Source organism: Streptomyces hainanensis (assembly GCF_004348415.1).
GTDB classification, from domain to species: Bacteria; Actinomycetota; Actinomycetes; order Streptomycetales; family Streptomycetaceae; genus Streptomyces; species Streptomyces hainanensis.
In genome coordinates this window covers 1-22,508 of the sequence record NZ_SMKI01000060.1, presented here as the reverse complement: position 1 = coordinate 22,508, position 22,508 = coordinate 1, and the positions used below count along the sequence as shown (strand labels likewise).

The window sequence follows — 22,508 nt, the reverse complement described above, 5'->3', positions numbered from 1 at the left end:
GGCGGGGGCGCCCTTGCGTCCAGATACCCCCTAGGGGTATACAGGAGACCTGGGGTCGGCCATACCACCCTGGGGTATTCTGGGCGCCGAGGAGACGTGATCAGCGATGACAACCAGCACTTCCACCGGAACCGCCACCGGCGACACGACCGCCGAGGTCGAGCTCGTCATCGGCGGGATGACCTGTGCCTCGTGCGCCGCCCGGATCGAGAAGAAGCTCAACCGGATGGACGGGGTCAGCGCCACCGTCAACTACGCGACCGAGAAGGCGCGGGTCGCCTTCGCCGAGGGCGTCACCGTCTCCGACCTGGTCGCCACCGTGGAGGCCACCGGCTACACGGCCGAGCCCCCGCCGCCGCCCCGCGCCGCGGCCGCCGAGCCGGCCGCCGACGAGGGCGCCGCGGCCGACGAGCTCGGCCCGCTCAGGCACCGGCTGCTGGTCACCGTGGCGCTGGCCGCCCCGGTGATCGTGCTGGCCATGGTGCCCGCCTGGCAGTTCGACTACTGGCAGTGGCTCTCGCTCACCCTCGCCGCACCCGCCGTGGTCTGGGGCGGCTGGCAGTTCCACCGCGCCGCCTGGACCAACGCCCGGCACGGCGCCGCCACCATGGACACGCTGATCTCGGTCGGCACCCTGGCCGCGCTGCTCTGGTCGGGTTGGGCGCTGTTCCTCGGGGACGCCGGGACGCCCGGCATGACCCACCCGTTCGAGTTCTCGATCGAGCGGGGGGACGGCTCGTCCGCCATCTACCTGGAGGCCGCCGCCGGCGTCACCGCCTTCCTGCTCGCCGGCCGCTACTTCGAGGCCCGCGCCAAGCGGACTGCGGGCGCCGCGCTGCGCGCCCTGCTCGAGCTGGGTGCCAAGGAGGTCACGGTGGTGCGCGAGGGCGGCCGCGAGGAGCTGGTGCCGATCGGCGAGCTGGCCGCCGGCACCCGGTTCCTGGTCCGCCCGGGCGAGAAGATCGCCACCGACGGCGTGGTGGTGGAGGGCTCGTCCGCGGTGGACGCCTCGATGCTGACCGGCGAGTCGGTGCCGGTCGAGGTGACCGTGGGCGACCCGGTCACCGGCGCCACGCTCAACGCCGGCGGCCGGCTCGTCGTGGAGGCCACCCGGGTCGGCGCGGACACCCAGCTGGCCAGGATGGCCCGGATGGTGGAGGACGCGCAGAACGGCAAGGCGGCCGCCCAGCGGCTCGCCGACCGGATCTCGGCCGTCTTCGTGCCCGTCGTGATCGCCCTCTCGCTCGGCACCCTCGGCTTCTGGCTGGGCACCGGCTCCGGGCTCACCGCGGCCTTCACGGCCGCCGTGGCCGTGCTGATCATCGCCTGCCCGTGCGCCCTGGGCCTGGCGACCCCGACCGCGCTGCTGGTCGGCACCGGGCGCGGCGCCCAGCTCGGCATCCTGATCAAGGGCCCCGAGGTGCTGGAGAACACCCGCCGGGCCGACACCATCGTGCTGGACAAGACCGGCACCGTGACCACCGGGAAGATGACGTTGCTCGCCGTGCACACGGCGGCCGGCACCACCGAGGACGAGGCGCTGCGGCTGGCCGGCGCCCTGGAGCACGCCTCCGAGCACCCGATCGCGCGCGCCGTCGCGAGCGCGGCGGCCGAGCGCGGCGGCGCGCTGCCGGCCGTCGAGGACTTCGTCAACGTGCCGGGCCTCGGCGTCCAGGGCGTCGTCGAGGGGCACGCCGTGCTGGTCGGTCGGGAGCGGCTGCTCGCGGACTGGGCGCTGGCGCTGCCCGCGGCGCTGGCGGAGGCGAGGGCGGCGGCCGAGGAGCGGGGCCGCACCGCGATCGCGGTGGCCTGGGACGGCGAGGCGCGGGCGGTGCTGGAGATCGCCGACGCCATCAAGCCCACCAGCGCGGAGGCGGTGCGCCGGCTGCGCGCGCTCGGGCTCACCCCGATCCTGCTGACCGGGGACAACGAGCGGGTCGCCAGGGCGGTGGCCGCTGAGGCCGGCATCGACGAGGTGATCGCCGAGGTGCTTCCCGAGGACAAGGTGGCCGTGGTGCGGCGGCTCCAGGACGAGGGCCGCACGGTGGCCATGGTCGGCGACGGCGTCAACGACGCGGCCGCGCTGGCCACCGCCGACCTGGGCCTGGCCATGGGCACCGGCACCGACGCGGCCATCGAGGCGGGCGACCTGACGCTGGTCCGCGGGGACCTGCTGGTCGCGGCGGACGCCATCCGGCTGTCCCGCAGGACGCTCCGCACCATCAAGAGCAACCTGTTCTGGGCCTTCGGCTACAACGTGTCCGCGCTGCCGCTGGCCGCCGCCGGGCTGCTCAACCCCATGCTGGCGGGCGCGGCGATGGCCTTCTCCTCGGTCTCCGTGGTGGCCAACAGCCTGCGGCTGCGCGCCTTCCGGGCCAGGGAACTTTAAGAACTCTTGGGAATCGGGGAACTCCCGGGCCCCGGCATCCGTTGACGGTGCGAGATCGGTAGACAACGGACTGTGACGGGGAGAGCGGTTATGTGGGATCGGATCAAGGACTCGGCCAAGGGCTTGCAGCAGTCGAGGGGAGGCTCGGGCGCCGGGCGCCCGGGCGGTGCCCCGGGCGGCGGTTCGGGCGGCTCCGGCGGCTCGCGCTCGCAGATGATGGGGATGTTCAAGACCCAGCTGGCCTCGATGAAGACGGAGCTCAAGAGCGGCGGCTACCGGGACGCGAGCATGGCCGTGTGCGCCCTGGTCGCCGCCGCCGACGGCACGGTGGACGCGGCGGAGCGGCAGCGCGTCGAGTCACTGATCGTCAGCAACGAGGTCCTGCAGAACTTCCCGCCGGACTCGCTGCGGCAGCGGTTCAACAAGCACGTCGACCAGCTGGTCTCCAACCCGCAGTTCGGTCGCGGCGCGGTGCTGGAGGAGATCGCCAAGGTCGCCAAGAAGCCGATGGAGGCCCGGGCCGTCATCCAGACGGGCATGGTGATCGCCGGCGCCGACGGCTACTTCGCGCAGGCGGAGCTGCACGTGCTGCGCGAGGCGTGCGGGGTGTTGAACCTGTCCCCAACGGAGTTCAACCTGTAGGCGGCCCGGCCGGCGAGACCGACGAGTCCTCCCCTCGGCGATGCCGGAGGGCTGACGCCGCCCCGGGTGGGCGGGGCCGGCCCCGCCCACCCCCGGCAGTCGACCGCCGCGCCCCTCTTCCGCCGTCAGGGTCGCCGGGTGGGCGACAGCGTTCGCCAGGACGTCAGGGCGGCCACGGCCGAGGCCGCGCCGGCCAGCGCGACGACCAGCCCAGGGGCCGCCACTTCGCCCAGCGCGCCTCCGGCCGCGGCGGCGAGGCCCTGCAGCGTCATCGTCCCGGTCAGCAGCAGGCCGAACGCCTGTCCGCGCTGTGGTTCGGGCACCGCGTCGAGAAACCGGTGGGCCAGGGCGAGCTGGTAGGCGACGCCGAATCCGGACACCGTCAACAGGACGGCGGCGTACACCGGTGCGGGGCTCAGCGCGAACCCCAGCAGCGGCAGTCCGAGCGCGAGCGCGAGAGGGCCGGCCAGCCGCTCCCGGCCCGCAGGGCTCACCAGGCGACCGACGATCAGGTTGCCGGCGAACATCCCGGCGGCGACCGCCGCGAACAGCAGGCCGGCCGCGTCAGGCACGCCGACCTCCGCGGCATACGGGACCAGCACGCCCTCGGCGCCGACCATCAGCGCCGGCGCCAGCCACTGCGCGAGCAGCAGCGCCCGGACCGCGGGCCGGCGCAGCAGCGCCCGGTTCACCTGCCAGGTCTCGCCGATGCCGGCCGAACCGCCGGTGCGGCGGCGCGGGTGGTCGGCCAGGCGCAGTTGCAGCAGTCCTGCCGAGGCCAGGCAGGTCGCGGCGGTGATCCAGAGCGCGCCTGGCGCGCCGACGGCGGCGATCAGCATGCCGCCGGCGGCGAAGCCGAGCACCTGCGTGCCGCCGGCCGCCATGGAGAACACGGCACGGCCGAGCACGTAGCGGTCCCCGTCCAGCAGGTCGGGCAGCAGGGCGGTGCGCGAAGCGGAGGCGACGGCGCTGGGCAGACCCGTGACGAACACGAGCGCCAACATGGCCGGTACCGGCAGCACACCGGCGGCGAGCACGGCGCTGACCGCGGTGCGCAGCACCTCGTAGCCGACCATCACGGTGCGCGGGGGCCAGCGGTCGGCGAAGGCCAGGAGCAGCGCGCCGCCCAGGGCATAGGGCAGGAAGCCCGCCGCATACGCCAGCGCCGACATCAGCGGCGACCCGGTCGCCGCGTAGACGATCACGGACAGCGCGAGCATCCGCACCGTCTCGCCGATCAGGAAGAGCGTGTAGCTGCCGAACAGCACCCGGAACTGCCCCACGGCGAAGACCTCGCGGTAGGTGGCCGGGCGTGGCGCGACGGATGGGGTGGTCATGGCCGACAGCGTCACGGCAGCCAGGCCACGGTGACTATGCTTTCGCATGGAGGCGAAACATGCTGGCCATCGAGGTGGGACCCGTCGACGTGGCGCGTACCCGCTACGCGATCTCGCCGCTGGGCGAGGCGATGCAGGCGCTGCGCGTCGCGGCCGGCGTGCAGGCCGCCGGTCCGCTCCGGCCGTGGGCCGAGCGGATCGCGCCCCGGTACGAGCGGTTGCGCCGGCAGGTGCCCGCGGTCGGGGCGTTGACGGCGCTGTTCCGCCACGGCGGCTACAACGCCGACTTCGTCCATCCGCCGCCGTCGGGCTCCGGTGGCGACTTCGCCGCCGAGTTGGCCGTCGTGCGCGCCACGCCGCTGCGCCGGGCCCGCCTGGAACTGGCCCGCAACCTGGCGGGGCTGCGGACGCCGCCACGCCATGTGCGGGGCGTCCTCGACGCGCCGGACGTGGTCACCCGGCTCGCCGACGCGATCGAGGCGAGCTGGCAGGCCCTGATCGAGCCGGACTGGCCGCGGCTGCGGGCGGTGCTCGAGCGTGACCTGGTCCGCCGCGCCGGGCATCTGGCGATGTACGGCTGGGCGGCGGCGCTGTCCGATCTCGACCCTCGGGTGAGCTGGCGCTCGGAGGGGCAGGCCGGGACCATCGAGGTGCGCACGGGTTCGCGGACCGAGTGCGACCGGCACCGGCTGGCGGGCAAGGGCCTGCTGCTGATGCCGACGGTGTTCGGCACGCTGATCAGCTACGTCGAGCCGCCGTGGCCCTATGCCCTGGTCTATCCCGCCCGCGGCATCGCGGACCTGCTCGGCCCCGCGGCCCGTACGCCGGGCGGTGCGGCCCTGAGCCGGCTGGTCGGCCCGCGCCGCGCGGAGGTGCTGCGCGCGCTGGACGTCCCCGCGACGACCACGCAGTTGGTCGCCCAGCTCGGCCTGAGCCTGGGCACCGTCGGCAGCCATCTGGCGGTGCTGCGCGACGCCGGCCTGGTCACCCGCACCCGCACCGGCCGGGCCGTCCGCTACGAACACACCCCGCTGGGCGCGGCCCTGGCGAACGGCTGACCGTTGTCGGTTCTCCGGCGGGCTGCGGAGCCGCCCGCCGGAGAACCGGGGGTCACTTCTTCCGCAGCGCGATGTGGAGTTCGCGGAGGCGGGCCTCGGAGACCTCGCTCGGGGCGCCCATCAGCAGGTCCTGCGCGTTGCCGTTGAGCGGGAAGGCGATGGTCTCGCGGATGTTCGGCTCGTCGGCCAGCAGCATCACGATCCGGTCGATGCCCGGGGCGATGCCGCCGTGCGGCGGGGCGCCGAAGCGGAAGGCGCGCAGCATGCCGCCGAACTCGCGCTCCACGTCGTCCCGGCTGTAGCCGGCGATCTCGAACGCCCGGTACATGATGTCCGGCTCGTGGTTCCGGATCGCGCCCGAGGACAGCTCGACGCCGTTGCACACGATGTCGTACTGCCAGGCCAGCACGTCCAGCGGGTCCTTGCTGTTCAACGCCTCGATGCCGCCCTGCGGCATGGAGAACGGGTTGTGCGAGAACTCGATCGCGCCGGTGTCCTCGTCGCGCTCGAACATCGGGAAGTCGACGATCCAGCAGAAGCGGAAGACGTTCTCCTCGAAGTGCCCGGCCCGCTTGGCGGCCTCGACCCGGACCGCGCCCATGATCTTCGAGACCTCGTCGAACTCGCCGGCCCCGAAGAAGATCGAGGTGCCGGCGGTCGCGCCGACCGCGCCGAGCAGCGCGGCGACGTCGGCCTCGGTCAGGAACTTGGCGATCGGCCCGGTCAGCGTCCGGCCGTCCTCGCCGACCCGTACCCACGCCAGGCCCTTGGCGCCCTGCGCGATCGCGAAGGCGCCCAACTGGTCGAAGAACTTCCGCGACTGGTCGGCGGTGTCCGGCACGGCCAGCGCCCGCACGTGCTGGTCGGCGAACGCCTTGAAGCCGGAGCCGGCGAACACCTCGGAGACGTCGACCAGTTCCAGCTTGGCCCGCAGGTCCGGCTTGTCCGAGCCGTACTTCAGCATCGCCTCGCGGAACGGGACGCGCGGGAAAGGCGAGGTGACGTGCCGGCCGCCGCCGAACTCCTCGAACAGCTCGGTCATCACCTTCTCGATGACGCCGAAGACGTCCTCCTGCTCGACGAAGCTCATCTCCATGTCGAGCTGGTAGAACTCGCCGGGCGACCGGTCGGCCCGCGCGTCCTCGTCGCGGAAGCAGGGCGCGATCTGGAAGTAGCGGTCGAAGCCGGCGATCATCAGCAGCTGCTTGAACTGCTGCGGCGCCTGCGGCAGCGCGTAGAAGGTGCCCGGGTGCAGCCGGGACGGCACCAGGAAGTCCCGCGCGCCCTCCGGCGAGGTGGCCGACAGGATCGGCGTGGCCAACTCGGTGAAGTCCTGGTCGGTCATCTTCCGGCGGATCGCCGAGATGACCTCGCTGCGCAGCATGATGTTGCGGTGCATCCGCTCCCGGCGCAGGTCCAGGAAGCGGTACTCGAGGCGGCGCTCCTCGTTGACGCCGTCCTCCGCGTTGATCGTGAACGGGATCTGCTCGGCGCCGCCCAGCACCTCGATCTCGCCGACCTCGATCTCGATCTCGCCGGTGCCCAACTCGGGGTTGACGTTCTCCGCCCCACGCCCGACGACCCGACCGTCCACCCGCAGCACGGTCTCCTTGGCGAGCGAGCTCAACCGCTCGTTGACCGCGTCGTAGCCCGGCGAGCCGGGACGGACGACGAGCTGCACGATGCCGTGGTGGTCACGCAGGTCGACGAAGAGGATGCCGCCCAGGTTCCGCCGATTGTGCAGCCAGCCCGACAGCCGGACATCCTTGCCGATGTCGGTGGCGCGCAGCTCACCGCAGGTGTGGGACCGGTACCGATGCATCGCTCATCCAAGTCGTTGGTCGTGAGGGTCATGAGAGGGACGGTCCCTCAGACTACCGCCGCGTTCCGGGGCCGCCCGCCCCGTTTCTCCCCCTGTCCCACGGCGGGGTACCGGCCGTCCCACGGCGGGGTACCGCCTGCCCAGCGCCGAGCGACATACCGGCATAAGCTGGATCATGATGCGCACCGAGGACGTGCTGGCCGCCTCCCGGACGGGGGTGTGGGTCTGGGATCAGGCACGCGGCGTGGGCGTGCTGGACGCGACCGCCGCGGCGCTCTTCGGGCTGGACGCCGCGCCCACCACCCTGTCGCAGGCGGCCATCAGGTCCCGCATCCCCATCCAGGACTGGATGGAGATGCAGCGCGTCGCCGTTCTGGAGCAGTCGGAGGGGCGGGTCGCCGAGTGCGAGTTCCGGGTGGTGGACGACACCGGCCGGGTGCTCCGCACGCTGCGCGTCCGGCTCAACCGGGTGGTCGGGGAGGGCCTGGTCGGCACCCTGGTGGAGGTGCCGTCGTTCGCCGAGCGCGAGGGTCCCGAGCACGAGCGGCCCGGCGGCTTCGACTGGGACTGGGAGCGGGCCAGGGAGGCGTTCGTCCTGGAGGCCGGGCAGGCGCTCTCGGAGGCGAGCACGCCCCAGGAGGTGCTGCGGGAGGCGGCGGCCCTGGCCATGCCGGGGTTCTCGCCCGACGGGATCGCGATCTACTCGCGGGAGGGCGACCGCCTCTGGCTGGCCGAATACCACGGCACCCCCATCGACACCAGCGGCCTCAACTTCCCCATGGACATCAGCGCCCGGTATCCGGCGGCCGAGGTGCTGCGCACCGGGCGCGCGGTCTATCTGAGCACGCCCGAGGAGTACGCCGAGCGCTATCCGCGCTACTGGCCGGTCATCGCGCAGTACCACCGGTCGTCCTGGGCCTATCTGCCGCTGGTGGTGGCCGGCCGGCTCATCGGGTCCTGGCTGGTCGCGTTCACCCACCCCGTGGACTTCACCCTCGAGAACCGCGCCATGCTCTCCACGCTGGCCAGGCTGCTCGCCCAGGCGCTGTCCAGGACGTTCCTCCAGGACACCGAGCGCGAGCTGGCCGCCGACCTCCAGCACACGATGCGCCCGTCGCCGCGCCCCGTGGTGCCCGGGATGCAGGTGGCGGCCCGCTACGTGCCCACCGGCGGCGGGCTGCGGGTGGGCGGCGACTGGTACGACGTCATCCCGCTGCCGTCGGGGCGGGTGGCGCTGGTCATCGGGGACGTGCAGGGGCACGACGTGCGGGCGGCGGCCGTGATGGCGCAGCTGCGGATCGCGCTGCGGGCCTACGCCTCGGAAGGGCACCGGCCGGACGCCGTGCTCTCCCGCGCCTCCCGCTTCCTCGCCGGGCTGACCGGCGGCGACGCGGCGGGGGACGACCCGCGCTTCGCGACCTGCCTGTACCTGGAGGTGGACCCGCCGACCGGCACCCTGGACGTGGCCAGGGCGGGACACCTGGATCCGGGGATGGTGCTGACGGACGGCAGGCTGCTGACGAGGCCCACGGCCGGCGGGCTGCCGCTGGGCGTCGGCGGCATGGAGGGGGCCGGCGGCGACTACCCGACGACCCGGCTCAACCTCCAGCCGGGCGAGATCCTGCTGCTCTGCACCGACGGCCTCGTGGAGACCGGGCACCGCGACCTGGACGTGGGCTGGGCGCGGCTCGGCCGGGCGCTGCGCGGGCTGAGCGGGATGGAGCTCGGGGATCTCGCGGACGCGCTGATCGAGTCCGTGCAGGAGCCGACCGCGGAGATCCCGGGCCACGCGGTGACGGCGACGACGGCGCTGGCCCGCGCGGACCGGGACGACATCGCGCTGGTGCTGCTGCGCCGCCCGGCCGGGGTCGCCGGGGAACCGTCGGAGCCGTCCGGGGTGCCGGGGGTGCCGGGGGTGCCCGGGGTGTCGTCCCGGGTGCGGCGGCTGGTGCTCGTGGTGGGGCAGTCCGAGCCGGCCAAGATCGCCGAGGCCCGGCGGGAGTTGACGGCGATGCTGCACGAGTGGGTGGACGCGGAGCGGGTGTTCGGGGCGGTGCTGATGCTGTCCGAGCTGCTGGCCAACGTGTTGCGGCACACGGACGGGGACGCGCTGCTGGTCGCCGAGTTGAGCGGCCAGCCGGGTGACCGGCTGCTGCGGATCGAGGTGAGCGACCCGAGCGACCAGCTGCCGCACCTGCGCGAGCCGGGCGAACTGGCCTCGTCGGGGCGCGGGCTGCTGCTGATGGACTCGCTCTGCGACGCCTGGGGCTCGGCGCCGCGCGGGATGGGCAAGACCACCTGGTTCGAGCTCCACGAGCGGCAACCGGCCGAGGACGAGGGGTCGGGTACGTAGCGCGAACCGGTTCGCCGGCCGGTTCTTCGGCGGCGCGGCGACGCCCGCTCTAGGTTGGGTCGACGTCCTTGTCCCACGAGGGGGAGGCTCGATGAGTCAGCTCACGCGAGAAGGCGGCGGCCACAGCGTGCGGGGCCGGGTGATCGCCGAGCTGCGGCGCCGCATCATCAGCGGGGACCTCCCGGCGGGCGCGAGTCTGTCCGAGGTCGCGCTGGCCGAGTCGTTCGGCGTCAGCCGGACGCCGGTCCGCGAGGCGCTCAAGCAGTTGCAGACCGAGGGCCTGGTCGAGATCCGACCCCGGGTCGGCACCTTCGTGACCGCGCCGTCGCGCCGCGAGATCGCCGAACTGTTCGAGATGAAGGAGCTGTTGGAGGGGGCGGCGGCCCGGCTGCTCGCGCAGCGCGGCCGGGTCCCCGAGCTCGACCGCCTGGAGGAGAACCTGCGCGCGGCCGACGCCGCCGTCGCGGCCGACGACCGCGACGGCTACGCCAGGCTGGTGCGGGAGTTCCACGACCTGCTGATCACCGGCGCCGACAACGCCAAGCTGGCGTCGCACCACCGGATCCTGATGAACCAGCTGCCCTACGCGCGCCTGGTCACCACCTCGCTCAGCCAGCCGGGCCGCGCCCCGCTGTCCGACCGGGACCACCACCGCGTGCTGGAGCTGGTCACCGCCAAGGACGGCGACAGCGCGGAGCGGGTGATGCGGGAGCATGTCCGGGCCAGCCGGCGGGCGTTGATGACCGGCCTGGACACGAAGGAGCGTGCCCGCGAGCCGCACTGAGGCTCACCCGACGACCGCCCGGTGCCCCGCCAGCGTGAACCGACGGTCGGGTCCCACCAGGCCCGCCGCCAGGTCGGCCGCGACCTCGCCGATCAGCGGGGCGAACTTGGCGCCGTGCCCCGAGCAGGGGGAGCACACCACGACCGGCCCGACCCGGTCGAGCAGGAAGTCCTCGCTGGGCGTCGAGGTGTAGAGGCAGGTGGCCTCGTTGAACGGCTCGGGCGTGAGGCCCGGCAGCCAGCTCCGCACATAGTCCACCATCCCCGCGCGGACCGCCGGGTCGACCACCCCGTCCCTCGTCTCGGCGGTGGTGACGCCGCCGCGGTGCGCGGCGGCCTTCCACCCGCCGCCGGGCCCGCCGTCGCGGCCGCCCGGCAGGCTGTACACGGCCAGGTCGGCCTCGTCGTGGATGATCACCGGCCAGCGCTCCGACGCCGCCGGGTCGCGCCGCGGGAAGTGGAAGATCTGCTGCTGGGTCACGGTCAACGGCGGCAGCGGGACGAGGTCGCCGAGCAGCCCCGCGACCCAGGCGCCGGCGGCCACCACGACCCGGCGGGCGGTCAGCGGCCCGGCGTCCGTCTCGACGCGCACCCGCTCCGCGCCCTCGACGACGATCCGCCGCACCGGCGTCTCGGCCCGCACCTCGGCGCCACGTCGCTCGGCGAGCGTCGTGAACGCGGCCACCGCGGCGTCCGCGTCCACCGTGCCGGCCTCCGGGTGGTGCAGCACCGGTCCGGCGAAACGCAGCCCGGGCCAACGGCGTTCGGCCTCGGCTGGCGGCAGCAGCTCGTGCTCGACCCCGCACTCGGCGAGGGTGGCGGCGATCCGCTCCGGCGCGCGGACCGGCCCGTGGTCGACGCCGCCGGTGATCCGCAACAGCCGCTGGTCCGCGTCCACCTCCAGCTCGCGCCAGAGCACCATGGCGCGGCCGGTGAGCCGGACGTAGTGCGGTTCGTGGTAGGCGCGCCGCACGATGCGGGCGCTGCCGTGTGAGGAGCCGTGGGCGTGCCCGATCGCGAACTGCTCCAACAGCGCCACCGAGCGGCCTCTCCTGCTGGCCGCCCAGGCCGTGGCCGAGCCCATCAGCCCGGCCCCGACCACCGCGATCTCCACGTCCGTCGTCATACGCGTCTCCCGGATGTCGCGAGCCTCCTGGGCCGTCGAACCTAGCCGCTGAGCGGCCAACCGGCTACCGTCCGCGCACGACTTCCCCACCGGCCGCGCTCGGCGCGGGTGGGCCGGGCGGCCCGGCCGCGACGCCCGCCGGAGGCGGGGCGGGATTCCCCCACCCACCGCTCCGCGTCAGTCGTCCTCGGCCGGCACCGTGCCCAGGCGGCCCGCCTTGAAGTCGTCGAAGGCCTGGGCCAGTTCGGCGTGGCTGTTCATCACGAACGGGCCGTAGTGCGCAAGCGGCTCCCGGATCGGTTCGCCGCCGAGCAGCACCACCTCGAAGTTGGCGCTGCGCGAGTCCTGCGCCTCGTCGGCGCGGATGACGACCGTGTCGCCGGCGCCGAAGACCACCGACTGTCCCATCCGGAACGGGCGCCGGTCGGGGCCGGCGGAGCCGCTGCCGGCGAGGCCGTAGGCGAGGGCGTTGAAGTCGGGGCGCCAGGGCAGGGCGACCTCGGCGCCGGGGCTCACGGAGACGTGGATCATGGTGATCGGGGTGTGCGTGGCGCCGGGGCCGACGTGCCCGGCGAGGTCGCCGGCGATCAGTCGGACCAGGGCGCCGCCGTCCGCCGAGGTGAGCAGCTTCACGGTGCCGCCGCGGATGTCCTGGTACTTCGGCGTGATCATCTTGTCGCTGGCGGGCAGGTTCACCCAGAGCTGGAGCCCGTGGAAGAGGCCGCCGGACGTGACGAGCTCCTCCGGCGGGGTCTCGATGTGCAGCAGCCCTGAGCCGGCGGTCATCCACTGGGTGTCGCCGTTGGTGATGACGCCGCCACCGCCGTGCGAGTCCCGGTGGATGAAGGTGCCGTCGATGATGTACGTCACGGTCTCGAAGCCGCGGTGCGGGTGCCAGGGGGTTCCCTTGGGCTCGCCCGCGGCGTAGTCCACCTCACCCATCTGGTCCATCAGGATGAACGGGTCGAGGTGGCGGTGGTGGATGCCGGCGAAGGCGCGGCGGACCGGGAAGCCCTCGCCCTCCAGGCCGGACGGCGCCGTGACCACGGCGCGGACGGGCCGGTCCACGGCCGCGGGTGCGGGCGTGGCCAGGCGGGGGAGGGTGAGCGGGTTCTCAACGGTGATCGCTGGCATGAGGAGCCTCCTCGACTACTGCCACCACGATAGTTGAACAGTAAACAGAAGTCGAGAGGGGCACCATTCCCGCCGGCCACCGGGCCGCTACCCGTACATACGCCGCATCGTGTAGTCGACCATCTCCTCCACCGACTTCGCGTCGAGCACCAGCCGGTGCTCGCCCTCCATGTCGAGCGCGAAGCCGTAGCCGGTGGGCAGCAGGTCGAGCACCTCGCCGCCCGTCACCGTGAAGAAGCGGGACTCCTTGCCGGCGTACCGGCGCAGCTCCTTCAGCGAGGTGAAGAGCGGGATCACCGGCTGCTGGGTGTTGTGCAGCGCCAGGAAGCCGGGGTTCTCGCCGCGCGGGCAGTAGATCTTGGCGCCCAGGAAGATGTCGTGGAACTCCTCGCTGGCCATCGCGCCCGAGGTGTAGGCGCGCAGCGCGTCGGCCAGCGACGGCGGGGCGGGCGGCGGCGCGGCGGGCGCGGCAGGCTGCGGCTGCTCGGGGTAGAGCTGCTGCCCGCCGTACCCCGCCAGCGGCTGCTGCCCGCCGTAGGGCTGTTGCTGCTGTCCGGCGTAGGCGGACTGGTTGTCGTAGCCGTACATGAACAGAAAGCCTACTGACTCACACTTGACTGGTTTCCGCTTGCTTCTTGTTACCAGCGGGTAGCATCATGAGTGGTTACCTGCCGGTAAGAGCCTTTCTCCCACCACATACGGAGTCGCCGCCATGGGGCACTACAAGTCGAACCTCCGCGACATCGAGTTCAACCTGTTCGAGGTCCTCGGCCGCGGCGCCGTCTACGGGACGGGCCCCTTCGCCGAGACCGATGCCGAGACCGCCAGGGACATGCTCACCGAGATCGCCCGGCTCGCCGAGAACGAGCTGGCCCTCTCCTACGAGGACGGCGACCGCAACCCGCCCGTCTTCGACCCGGCCACCCACACCGCGCCCGTGCCGGCGTCGTTCAAGAAGAGCTACGACGCCTACATGGACGCCGAGTGGTGGCGGATGAGCATCGGCGAGGAGCTGGGCGGCCTCACCGCCCCCCGCTCCCTGGTCTGGGCCGCCGGCGAGAACGTGCTGGGTTCCAACCCGGCGATCTGGATGTACGCCTCGGGGCCCACCTTCGGCAAGGTCCTCTACGACGAGGCCACCGAGGAGCAGCGCAAGATCGCGCAGCTGATGGTGGACAAGCGGTGGGCCTCCACGATGGTGCTCACCGAGCCGGACGCCGGCTCCGACGTCGGCGCCGGCCGGGCGAAGGCCGTCCGGCAGGAGGACGGCAGCTGGCACATCGAGGGCGTGAAGCGGTTCATCACCTCCGGCGAGCACGACCTCTCGGAGAACATCATCCACTTCGTCCTCGCCCGCCCCGAGGGCCACGGCCCCGGCACCAAGGGCCTCTCCCTCTTCGTCGTCCCCAAGTTCGACTTCGACTGGGACAGCGGCGAGCTCGGCGACCGCAACGGCGTCTACGCCACCAACGTCGAGCACAAGATGGGCCTCAAGATCTCCAACACCTGCGAGCTCACCTTCGGCCAGCACGGCACCCCGGCCAGGGGCTGGCTGCTCGGCGAGAAGCACGACGGCATCCGGCAGATGTTCAAGATCATCGAGTTCGCCCGGATGATGGTCGGCACCAAGGCCATCGCCACCCTGTCCACCGGCTACCTCAACGCGCTGGCCTACGCCAAGGAGCGGGTGCAGGGCCCCGACCTCACGCAGTTCGCCGACAAGACCGCGCCGCGCGTCACCATCACCCACCACCCCGACGTGCGCCGCTCGCTCATGACGCAGAAGGCGTACGCCGAGGGCATGCGGTCCCTGGCGCTCTACACCGCGAGCGTGCAGGACGCCATCCTGGTCAAGCAGCACGCCGGCGAGGACGCCACGGCGGACGAGGCGATCAACGACCTGCTGCTGCCGATCGTCAAGGGCTACGGCTCGGAGCGGTCCTACGAGCAGCTGGCGCACTCGCTCCAGACCCTGGGCGGCTCCGGCTACCTCATGGACTACCCGCTGGAGCAGTACATCAGGGACGCCAAGATCGACACCCTCTACGAGGGCACCACCGCCATCCAGGGCCAGGACTTCTTCTTCCGCAAGATCGTCCGCAACCAGGGCGTGGCGCTGACCGCCATCGCCGAGGAGATCAAGAAGTTCCTCGCCGAGGCGCCGGGCCAGGAGGAGCTGTCCGCCGCCCGCGACCACCTCACCCGCGCGGTGGCCGAGCTGGAGGCCCTGGTCGGGGTCCTGCTGACCGACCTGGCCGGCACCGAGCGGGACGTCCGCTCGCTGTACCGGGTGGGCCTCAACACCACGGCGCTCCTGATGGCCTCGGGCGACGTCATCGTCGGCTACCTGCTGCTGCGCGGCGCGGCGGTGGCGGGTGCCAAGCTGCCGACGGCCTCGGCCAAGGACCGCCCGTTCTACGAGGGCAAGATCGCCGCGGCCCGCCACTTCGCGGCCACCGTGCTCCCCGGCGTCGCCGTGGCCCGCACCGCCGCCGAGACCACCGACCTGTCCCTGATGGACCTGGACGAGTCCGCCTTCTGACCGACCGCCCCACGGGCACCACGAGACCACCGGCCCCCGGCACCCACCCACGCCGCCGGGGGCCGGCTCGTGTCTACGCGGGTGAGGCTCAAGTTGCGCTCAGAAAAAGGAAAGTTCCGTGGACACCTCCCCACCCGCTGCCTAACGTTCTGCCAGCAAATCCGCAAACGGAGGTCCGCAGGATGGCTGAGCTGACGTTCTCCCGGGACGAGGTCGAGACGGCCGCGGAGGTCGGGCCCTGGCGGTTGCAGCGGGAGTTCTCGTCGGAGATCGATCCCGACGACATGGGCGACACCGCCCGGGTGTACCAGCGGGCGGCCGGTGAGGCCGCGGACACCGGGGAGTTGGCCGAGCGGGCCACCGAGATCGCCGAGGACTCCGGCGGGGCCGACGGCGCGACGCTGGTGGACGGCGGGCAGCGCGACGGCCGGACCGCCGCCGAACTCGCCGGCAACGGCGAGGACATGGACCGGGTCTCGCGCTACCTCGACCGCGCCATGCGGGCCGCGGAGGACACCGAGGTCGACGTGCGCAGCATGATCGTCGACTACCTGGAGCTGCGCTACGCCGAGCACCTGGCATCGGCGGAGGCCGAGTACCAGCGGCGGACCAACCTCTCCTACTTCGTGGGCGGCGAGCGGCAGACCGTCGAGTACACGGACGAGGCCCGGCCCGACGAACCGGCGATCGCCGCCGAGATCAGGAGCCGGTACCTGGGCTTCGCCGCCGAGGACGCCCAGTACGCGCACTTCTCCATGACGAGCGACATCGACGAGTACCGGCGGCTGCTCACCCAGTACGGGCAGGAGCTCGACGAACTCGGGTACGACGTCACCGCCGGCCCGCTCACGCTGTGGACCAGCCCGGAGATGGCCAGGTACGCGGCCGAGGGGCTGAGGGAGACGCTGACGCTCGGCGGGGACCCGGAACTGGTGGAGTTCTACACCGAGACGTTGCGGGCCATGGCCGACGACGTGATGGCCAACGTCGCGACCGCCGACCCGCGTTCGTTGAGCGTGAGCGAGAGCCGCTACCTGGAGGAGTTCTTCGCCGCGCTCGACCCCGCGACCCTCGCCGCGCTCGGGAACCTGCCGGCCGACGGGCTGTCCGAGGAGGACGCGACGCGGCTCGCGCGCGGCCAGTCGGCCGTCGGCGACGGCGTCATGATGCTGCTCAACACCGACATCAACGTGCCGGATCCCGAGGCGCCGCACCGCAACGACGCGCTGCGCGCCTTCACGCCCTACCTCGCCCAGCTGGACGGCCCGCTGTTCGAGAACGAGCCGGACTCGGCGGAGTTCCGCGAGGCCCTGACGAACTACAACGGCTTCGGCGAGCTCCTCACCCACGCCACCGTGCCCGCCGACGACGGCAGCAGCCGGCGCCTCGCCGAGACCGCGCTCACCGTCCAGGAGCGGTCGAGCGAGCAGTACCGGCCCGACACCTTCCCCTGGGTCTTCGACTCCGCGCCGGACGACATCGTCGAGAACACCGGCAGCGGCGGCCTGCTGAGCGGCGCGGGCCGGAACCAGGACACGGCCAACGACCTGCTCTCCGACTCCGACTTCACGGACCGGCTGCTCGGCCGGCAGTGGGGGGACAGCGCCGGCGTCGCCGACTTCGTGGGGCGCGGCACCACCCACCGGCCGCCCGAGCTGGACAACGGCGTCGTCTACGGGCCGGCCAGGGACGCCGTGCTGGCCGCGGCCGACGACCACGAGGACCAGGTGGCGGGCAGCGGACACCAGGCCGAGTACGGCCACGTCGACCACCCCGAGCTGCGGGACGTCCTCGACGGCCTCCGCGACCGGTGAGTCGGTGCGTCGGTGCGTCGGTGCGTCGGTGCGTCGGTGAGCCGTGAGGTCACGGCGGGCGGGGCGGTGCGGCGGCCGAGGAAATGGGCCGAGATCGGGCCGGACGGGCGACTCCTTCGTATCCTGAACCCATGAGCGCTCCGTTCGACCTCGCCCACACCGACGACCTGATGGGGTTCCTGGCCGCCTCGCCCTCCCCCTACCACGCGGTGGCCAACGCCTCGCAGCGGCTCGAGAAGGCCGGGTTCCGGCAGGTCGAGGAGACCGCGGCCTGGGACGGCACCGCCGGCGGGCGGTACGTGCAGCGCGCCGGGGCGCTGATCGCCTGGTTCGTGCCCGCCGACGCCACCCCGGCCACCCCGTTCCGGATCGTCGGCGCCCACACCGACTCCCCCAACCTGCGGATCAAGCCGGTCCCGGACACCGGCCGGGCCGGGTGGAAGCAGCTGGCCGTCGAGATCTACGGCGGCACGCTGCTCAACACCTGGCTCGACCGCGACCTCGGCCTCTCCGGGCGGCTCACGCTCCGTGACGGCCGGGCGGTGCTGGTGAACGTCGACCGGCCGCTGCTGCGCGTGCCGCAGCTCGCGGTGCACCTGGACCGGTCGGTCAACGAGGGGCTGAAGCTGGACCGGCAGCGGCACATGACGCCGCTGTGGGGCATCGGCCGGCCGCGCGAGGGCGAGTTGATCGAGTTCCTGGCCGCCGAGGCGGGGCTGCCGGCCGCCGAGGTCACCGGCTGGGACCTGATGGCGCACTCCGTCGAACCGCCCGCCTACCTGGGCAAGGACCGCGAGCTGCTGGCCGGGCCGCGGCTCGACAACCTGGTGTCCGTGCACGCCGGCACCACCGCGCTCGCCGCCGCGGCGGCCGGCGGCCCGGGGCTCGGCTACCTCCCGGTGCTGGCCGCGTTCGACCACGAGGAGAACGGCTCGACGTCCGACACCGGCGCCCAGGGGCCGCTGCTCGGCACCGTGCTCGAACGGTCGGTCTACGCGCGGGGAGGCTCCCTCGAGGACCGGGCCAGGGCGCTGGCCGGCTCGTTCTGCCTCTCCTCCGACACCGGGCACGCCGTCCACCCCAACTACGAGGAGCGGCACGACCCCGACCACCGTCCGATGGCCGGCGCCGGGCCGATCCTGAAGACCAACGTCAACCAGCGGTACGCCACCGACGGCACCGGACGCGCCGTCTTCGCCGCGGCCTGCGAGCGGGCGGGCGTGCCGTGGCAGTCGTTCGTCTCGAACAACGCCATACCGTGTGGCACCACCATCGGCCCGATCACCGCGGCGCGGCACGGCATCGCCACGGTGGACGTCGGGGTGGCGATCCTCTCCATGCACTCCGCGCGGGAGCTCTGCGCGGCGGTCGACCCCTATCACCTGGCGAACGCCATGACCGCTTTCCTCGCGGGCGCCTGACGCCGCGGCCTGACCCGGAACGACCGTCCGGACAGGGCCTAGGATTCGTCACACAGAAAGCATTCACCGGCTGCCCCCGCGCAGCGTAACGTGTGAACACCCAAGCCCAGCGCCGAAACCGCCACGAGGGGTCCCGTGACCGTGCCGCACCCGAGCCTTCAGCCGTATATCGATGCCTGGACCCAGAGTATCGAGGCGATATCAGAGCTCGTCTCGACACTCGTGGACGGTGAGTGGAACCGGCCGACGGAATGCACCGGTTGGTCGGTTCGGGACGTCGTCTCGCACGTGATCGGCGGCGAGTGCGAGGCGCTCGGCGACCCGCGGCCGATCCACTCGCTGCCCCGTGACCTGTTCCACGTGGTGGACGAGACGACCCGCTACGTCGAGGTCCAGGTGGACGTGCGGCGCCACCACACGGGCCCCGAGATGACCAGCGAGCTGGAGTACATCATCATTCGCCGCTCCCGGCAGCTGCGCAACGAGCGCCGGAAGCCGGACGACCTGATCCCGCACCCGCTGCACGGGAAGATCTCGGTGGCGGACTTTCTCATCGCGCGGGTGTTCAACGTCTGGCTGCACGAGCAGGATCTGCGCCGGGCGCTGCGACAGCCGGGGAATGTCAACTCGCCGGCCGCGCACATCGCGCGCGATGTGATGTTGAACAAGCTGCCGAGGGTGATCGCCGAGCACGCCGGGGCGCCGAAGAAGTCGGCCGTGGTCTTCGACGTGAGCGGCCCGGTCGAGTTTCTCCGCACCGTCCGGGTCGACGAGGAGGGCAACGGCTCGGTGGACCGCAGCCCGTCGCTCGGCCCGATCGTGACCTTCACCATGGACTGGGAGACGTTCACCCGCGTGGTGTGCGGCCGCACCAAGGCGAAGCGGGTCGCGGACCGGATGAAGGTCGAGGGCGACACGGAGCTGGCCGAGCGGATCCTGGGGAGCTTCTCGCTGACGCACTGACCGGCCTCCCACCGGGTCACGAGGCCGCTCGGCAACCCGCCGAGCACGCACCGTCACCGGCTGGTATGCGACGACGACATGACAACCCAACTTGTCATCGCGCCCCCGGAACGGGTTTGATGGCCGAGCGATCCAGCGATTACGGCGAGGACTGATGGCACAGGATCATGGCGCCGCGGATTCCGGCGACGGAAACCCCGGGGCGACCGGTAATGAAGTGCCCGAAACGCCGGAAATGTGGGGTAACAACGGGCTGGTCGGCGACGGCCGTTACCGCCTGACCTACCGGCTCGGCAGGGGCGGCATGGCGGAGGTCTTCGCCGCCGAGGACGTCCGGCTCGGGCGCATCGTCGCCGTCAAGCTGCTGCGGGCCGACCTCGCCGAGGACCCGGTCTCCAAGGCCCGGTTCACGCGAGAGGCGCAGTCGGTCGCCGGGCTCAACCACCACGCGGTGGTCGCCGTCTACGACTCCGGCGAGGAGGTCGTCGGCGGCAGCGTCATGCCCTACATGGTGATGGAGCTCGTCGAGGGCCGCACCATCAGGGAGTTGTTGATCGACGCGGAGGCGCCGCCGGTCAGCCAGGCGCTGATCATCGTCTCCGGCGTGCTGGAGGCCCTGGCCTACAGCCACCAGCACGGCATCGTGCACCGGGACATCAAGCCGGCCAACGTCATCATCACCGACTCCGGCGCGGTCAAGGTGATGGACTTCGGCATCGCCCGCGCGCTGCACGGCGCCGCGCAGACCATGACCCAGACCGGCATGGTCATGGGCACCCCCCAGTACCTCTCCCCCGAGCAGGCGCTCGGCAAGACCGTCGACACCCGCTCCGACCTCTACGCGGTCGGCTGCCTGCTCTACGAACTGCTCGCGCTGCGGCCCCCGTTCGTCGGCGAGACCCCACTCTCCGTGGTCTACCAGCACGTCCAGGACACGCCGCGACCGCCGTCCGAGGTGTCGCCGAGCGCGCCACCCGAGCTGGACGGCATGGTCATGCGGGCGCTCACCAAGGACCCGGACGACCGCTTCCAGTCCGCCGAAGAGATGCGCGGCATGATCCAGTACGCGCTGCGCATGCTGGAGGAGCACGGCGGCCACACGGTGGGCCTGTGGAACACCGGCTCGATCACCGGCGGTGCCACCCCGCCGATGGGCACCCCGGCGCCGCGCGGCCGCACCGACGCGCCGACCGGCCAGCTCACCGCGCCGATGCTGCTCGGCAACCCGGACGCCGGCGGCGAGCCGCACCGGCAGGGCGGCGGGCGCCGCGGCCGGCTGCTGCTGGTGGCGCTGGCCGCCGTCGTCGCCATCGGCACCGGCGTGCTCGTCGCGGCCAACATGGGCGGCGGCGGCGAGGACCCGCCGTCCTCGGAGCCCACCCCGACCGAGACCACGGACGAGAGCACCGAGGAGACGCCGGAGGAGGACGACGAGAGCCCGCCGCCCACCGACGACGAGGACGAGGACGACTCGGGCGACGACTCGTACTACCCGAGCGACCCGGGCAGCGGCTGGTCAGGCGGCGACGAGACCGGCGAGCCGACCGACCCGGAGACCACCGACCCGACCGAGCCGGAGACCACCGACCCGACCACCGATGAGGAGGTCACCCCGCCTCCGGAGGACGACTCGGGTGCCGTCTCCGAGGGCTCCGACGAGGGTGCCGTGACCGAGGGCGGCGACGCGGCGACCGGCGGCGCGGCCGAGGGTGGCGACGCGGCGACCGGCGGCGCGGCCGACGGCGGCGCGGGGACACCCGGGGGCGCCGGCACCGCCGACCCGGCTGGCGGCGCCAGCCTCTGACCCGTGATGCGTCTGACGGACCGCACCCTCTCCGCGCTGGTGCGTCGCTACGACGCGGGGCACGCGATCGGCTGCCAACCGCTGGCCGAGGGGCTGCTCAACCACGGCTACCGGCTCGCGACCACCCGCGGGGTCTTCTTCCTCAAGCACCACCTGGACGGCGACCCCGACGACATAGCACCGCTGCTCCGCCAGCACCGCGCCACCGCGGCGCTGGCGGAGCTCGGCCTGCCGGTCGCGCCGCCGCTCGCGGACCGCGACGGGCGGACCGTCGTCGTCCACCGGGACCGCTGCTACGCGCTCCATCCCTGGATCGACGGCCGCCACCGCGACGGCGGCCAGCTCAGCAGGGCGCAGAGCCGGCGGCTCGGCGCGCTCCTCGGCCGCGTGCACCGGGCGCTCGAACTCGTCATAAGGCGCGCGCCACGCCCGCGCGCCGCGTGCCGGCGCGCGGCGGCGCCGGCCGAGACGGACACGGTCATCGACGAACTGCTCGGCCGGGTCAGGGCCAGGCCGCGCCGCACCGGCTTCGACGAGCTCGCCGAACACCGGCTACTGGAGCGGCGCGCCCTGCTGCACGCCCACACCCACCTCAGGCCCGGTCCTGCCGAGGTGCCGGCCGAGGGCTGGGTGCACGGGGACTTCCACCCGCTGAACCTCCTCTACCGGGCCGAGGGCCCGGTGGAACCGGTGGCCATCATCGACTGGGACCGGCTCGACGTACAGCCACGGGCCGAGGAGGCGGTACGGGCCGCCGCGATCTTCTTCCTCCGACCGGACGGCAGCCTCGCCCTCCCCAAGGTCCGCGCCTACGCGCGCGCCTACCGCGCGACGACGGGCGCCTCGCCGGCCGAACTGGCGGCGGCCGTCCACCGGGTGTGGTGGGAACGGCTCAACGACTTCTGGATGCTGCGGTGGCACTACGAGCGGGGTGACCGCCGCGCGGACCCGCAGTTCGCGGCGGCCGCGGCGTTGGTCGTCTGGTGGACGACGCAGGCGGTGGCGGTGCGGGACGCGTTCTGCGACTGACCACCCACCGGTTGGATGTTCCCCTCGGGGGGTGCCCGGCGCTCCGCGCGGGGTTTGTCCCCGCCCTCCTCCAGCTGACGGCCCCCAGGGAGGTGCCCCTACCGCCCATTCTGCCGCGCTCCGCGCGGTGGGCCCTGGCGGGCCCAGGGGGCCAAGGCGGCTGCGCCGATGCGGGGAGCGGGTCGCCGACGGCAGCGTGGACGGCGTGATCGAAGTCAACGAACTCACCAAACGGTACGGAGGCACCACGGCCGTCAACGGCCTGACCTTCACCGTCAGGTCCGGCCGGGT

At 72.9% G+C, this 22,508-nt stretch carries 16 protein-coding genes and 1 pseudogene; 12 read left to right on the top strand and 5 right to left on the bottom strand.

From position 1 onward, the window contains the following. The first annotated feature begins 106 nt into the window (after positions 1–106). Both E1283_RS08080 and E1283_RS08075 read left to right on the top strand, forming a co-directional pair. The gene (locus E1283_RS08080) at positions 107–2,389 is read left to right on the top strand and encodes a heavy metal translocating P-type ATPase (RefSeq protein ID WP_132817221.1); all 2,283 of its coding nucleotides are present in this window, start codon (positions 107–109) and stop codon (positions 2,387–2,389) included. Between the two features lie 90 nt (positions 2,390–2,479). Continuing rightward, on the top strand, positions 2,480–3,031 hold the full coding sequence (locus E1283_RS08075) for a tellurite resistance TerB family protein (protein WP_132817220.1): 552 nt from the start codon (positions 2,480–2,482) through the stop codon (positions 3,029–3,031). A 125-nt stretch (positions 3,032–3,156) separates the two neighbouring features. Here the strand turns inward: E1283_RS08075 and E1283_RS08070 are convergent, their stop codons facing one another. Beyond that, positions 3,157–4,368, bottom strand: coding sequence for an MFS transporter (locus E1283_RS08070; protein ID WP_243744679.1), 1,212 nt, complete (start codon positions 4,366–4,368; stop codon positions 3,157–3,159). Between the two features lie 59 nt (positions 4,369–4,427). Between E1283_RS08070 and E1283_RS08065 the strand changes: the two genes are divergently transcribed. After that, on the top strand, positions 4,428–5,426 hold the full coding sequence (locus E1283_RS08065) for an ArsR/SmtB family transcription factor (protein ID WP_243744678.1): 999 nt from the start codon (positions 4,428–4,430) through the stop codon (positions 5,424–5,426). 52 nt (positions 5,427–5,478) lie between these two features. Here E1283_RS08065 and aspS read toward each other — a convergent pair whose 3' ends face one another. Then, positions 5,479–7,248 carry an aspartate--tRNA ligase gene (gene aspS, locus E1283_RS08060; RefSeq protein WP_132817218.1) on the bottom strand — a complete coding sequence of 590 codons (1,770 nt, stop codon included), beginning with the start codon at positions 7,246–7,248 and terminating at the stop codon, positions 5,479–5,481. A 175-nt stretch (positions 7,249–7,423) separates the two neighbouring features. Here aspS and E1283_RS08055 point away from each other — a divergent pair, with 175 nt between their 5' ends. Both E1283_RS08055 and E1283_RS08050 read left to right on the top strand, forming a co-directional pair. Further along, positions 7,424–9,601, top strand: coding sequence for an ATP-binding SpoIIE family protein phosphatase (locus E1283_RS08055; protein ID WP_341829914.1), 2,178 nt, complete (start codon positions 7,424–7,426; stop codon positions 9,599–9,601). 91 nt (positions 9,602–9,692) lie between these two features. Beyond that, positions 9,693–10,385, top strand: coding sequence for a GntR family transcriptional regulator (locus E1283_RS08050; RefSeq protein WP_132817217.1), 693 nt, complete (start codon positions 9,693–9,695; stop codon positions 10,383–10,385). Between the two features lie 3 nt (positions 10,386–10,388). Here E1283_RS08050 and solA read toward each other — a convergent pair whose 3' ends face one another. The 3 genes from solA to E1283_RS08035 form a co-directional block, all read right to left on the bottom strand. Beyond that, complete coding sequence (gene solA, locus E1283_RS08045; protein ID WP_132817216.1) at positions 10,389–11,510, bottom strand: N-methyl-L-tryptophan oxidase; 1,122 nt, start codon at positions 11,508–11,510, stop codon at positions 10,389–10,391. Between the two features lie 177 nt (positions 11,511–11,687). After that, positions 11,688–12,644 carry a pirin family protein gene (locus tag E1283_RS08040; RefSeq protein WP_132817215.1) on the bottom strand — a complete coding sequence of 319 codons (957 nt, stop codon included), beginning with the start codon at positions 12,642–12,644 and terminating at the stop codon, positions 11,688–11,690. An 87-nt stretch (positions 12,645–12,731) separates the two neighbouring features. Then, positions 12,732–13,232 carry an SseB family protein gene (locus E1283_RS08035; protein ID WP_132817214.1) on the bottom strand — a complete coding sequence of 167 codons (501 nt, stop codon included), beginning with the start codon at positions 13,230–13,232 and terminating at the stop codon, positions 12,732–12,734. A 124-nt stretch (positions 13,233–13,356) separates the two neighbouring features. Between E1283_RS08035 and E1283_RS08030 the strand changes: the two genes are divergently transcribed. From E1283_RS08030 to E1283_RS38595, 7 genes and pseudogenes are all read left to right on the top strand, one after another. Then, positions 13,357–15,186, top strand: a complete 1,830-nt coding sequence (locus E1283_RS08030; protein ID WP_132817213.1) for an acyl-CoA dehydrogenase — start codon at positions 13,357–13,359, stop codon at positions 15,184–15,186. 182 nt (positions 15,187–15,368) lie between these two features. Then, entirely contained in the window at positions 15,369–17,000 is a 1,632-nt protein-coding gene (locus tag E1283_RS08025) for a hypothetical protein (protein WP_132817212.1), read from the top strand. A 131-nt stretch (positions 17,001–17,131) separates the two neighbouring features. Beyond that, positions 17,132–18,421 carry a M18 family aminopeptidase gene (locus E1283_RS08020; RefSeq protein WP_132817211.1) on the top strand — a complete coding sequence of 430 codons (1,290 nt, stop codon included), beginning with the start codon at positions 17,132–17,134 and terminating at the stop codon, positions 18,419–18,421. Between the two features lie 141 nt (positions 18,422–18,562). Continuing rightward, entirely contained in the window at positions 18,563–19,384 is an 822-nt protein-coding gene (locus E1283_RS08015; protein WP_425086143.1) for a maleylpyruvate isomerase family mycothiol-dependent enzyme, read from the top strand. Positions 19,385–19,538: 154 nt separating this feature from the next. Next, complete coding sequence (locus E1283_RS08010; RefSeq protein WP_132817209.1) at positions 19,539–21,188, top strand: protein kinase domain-containing protein; 1,650 nt, start codon at positions 19,539–19,541, stop codon at positions 21,186–21,188. Between the two features lie 6 nt (positions 21,189–21,194). Then, complete coding sequence (locus E1283_RS08005) at positions 21,195–22,217, top strand: phosphotransferase (RefSeq protein ID WP_132817222.1); 1,023 nt, start codon at positions 21,195–21,197, stop codon at positions 22,215–22,217. A 205-nt stretch (positions 22,218–22,422) separates the two neighbouring features. Then, a pseudogene (locus E1283_RS38595) lies at positions 22,423–22,508 on the top strand (ABC transporter ATP-binding protein); the annotation flags it as partial.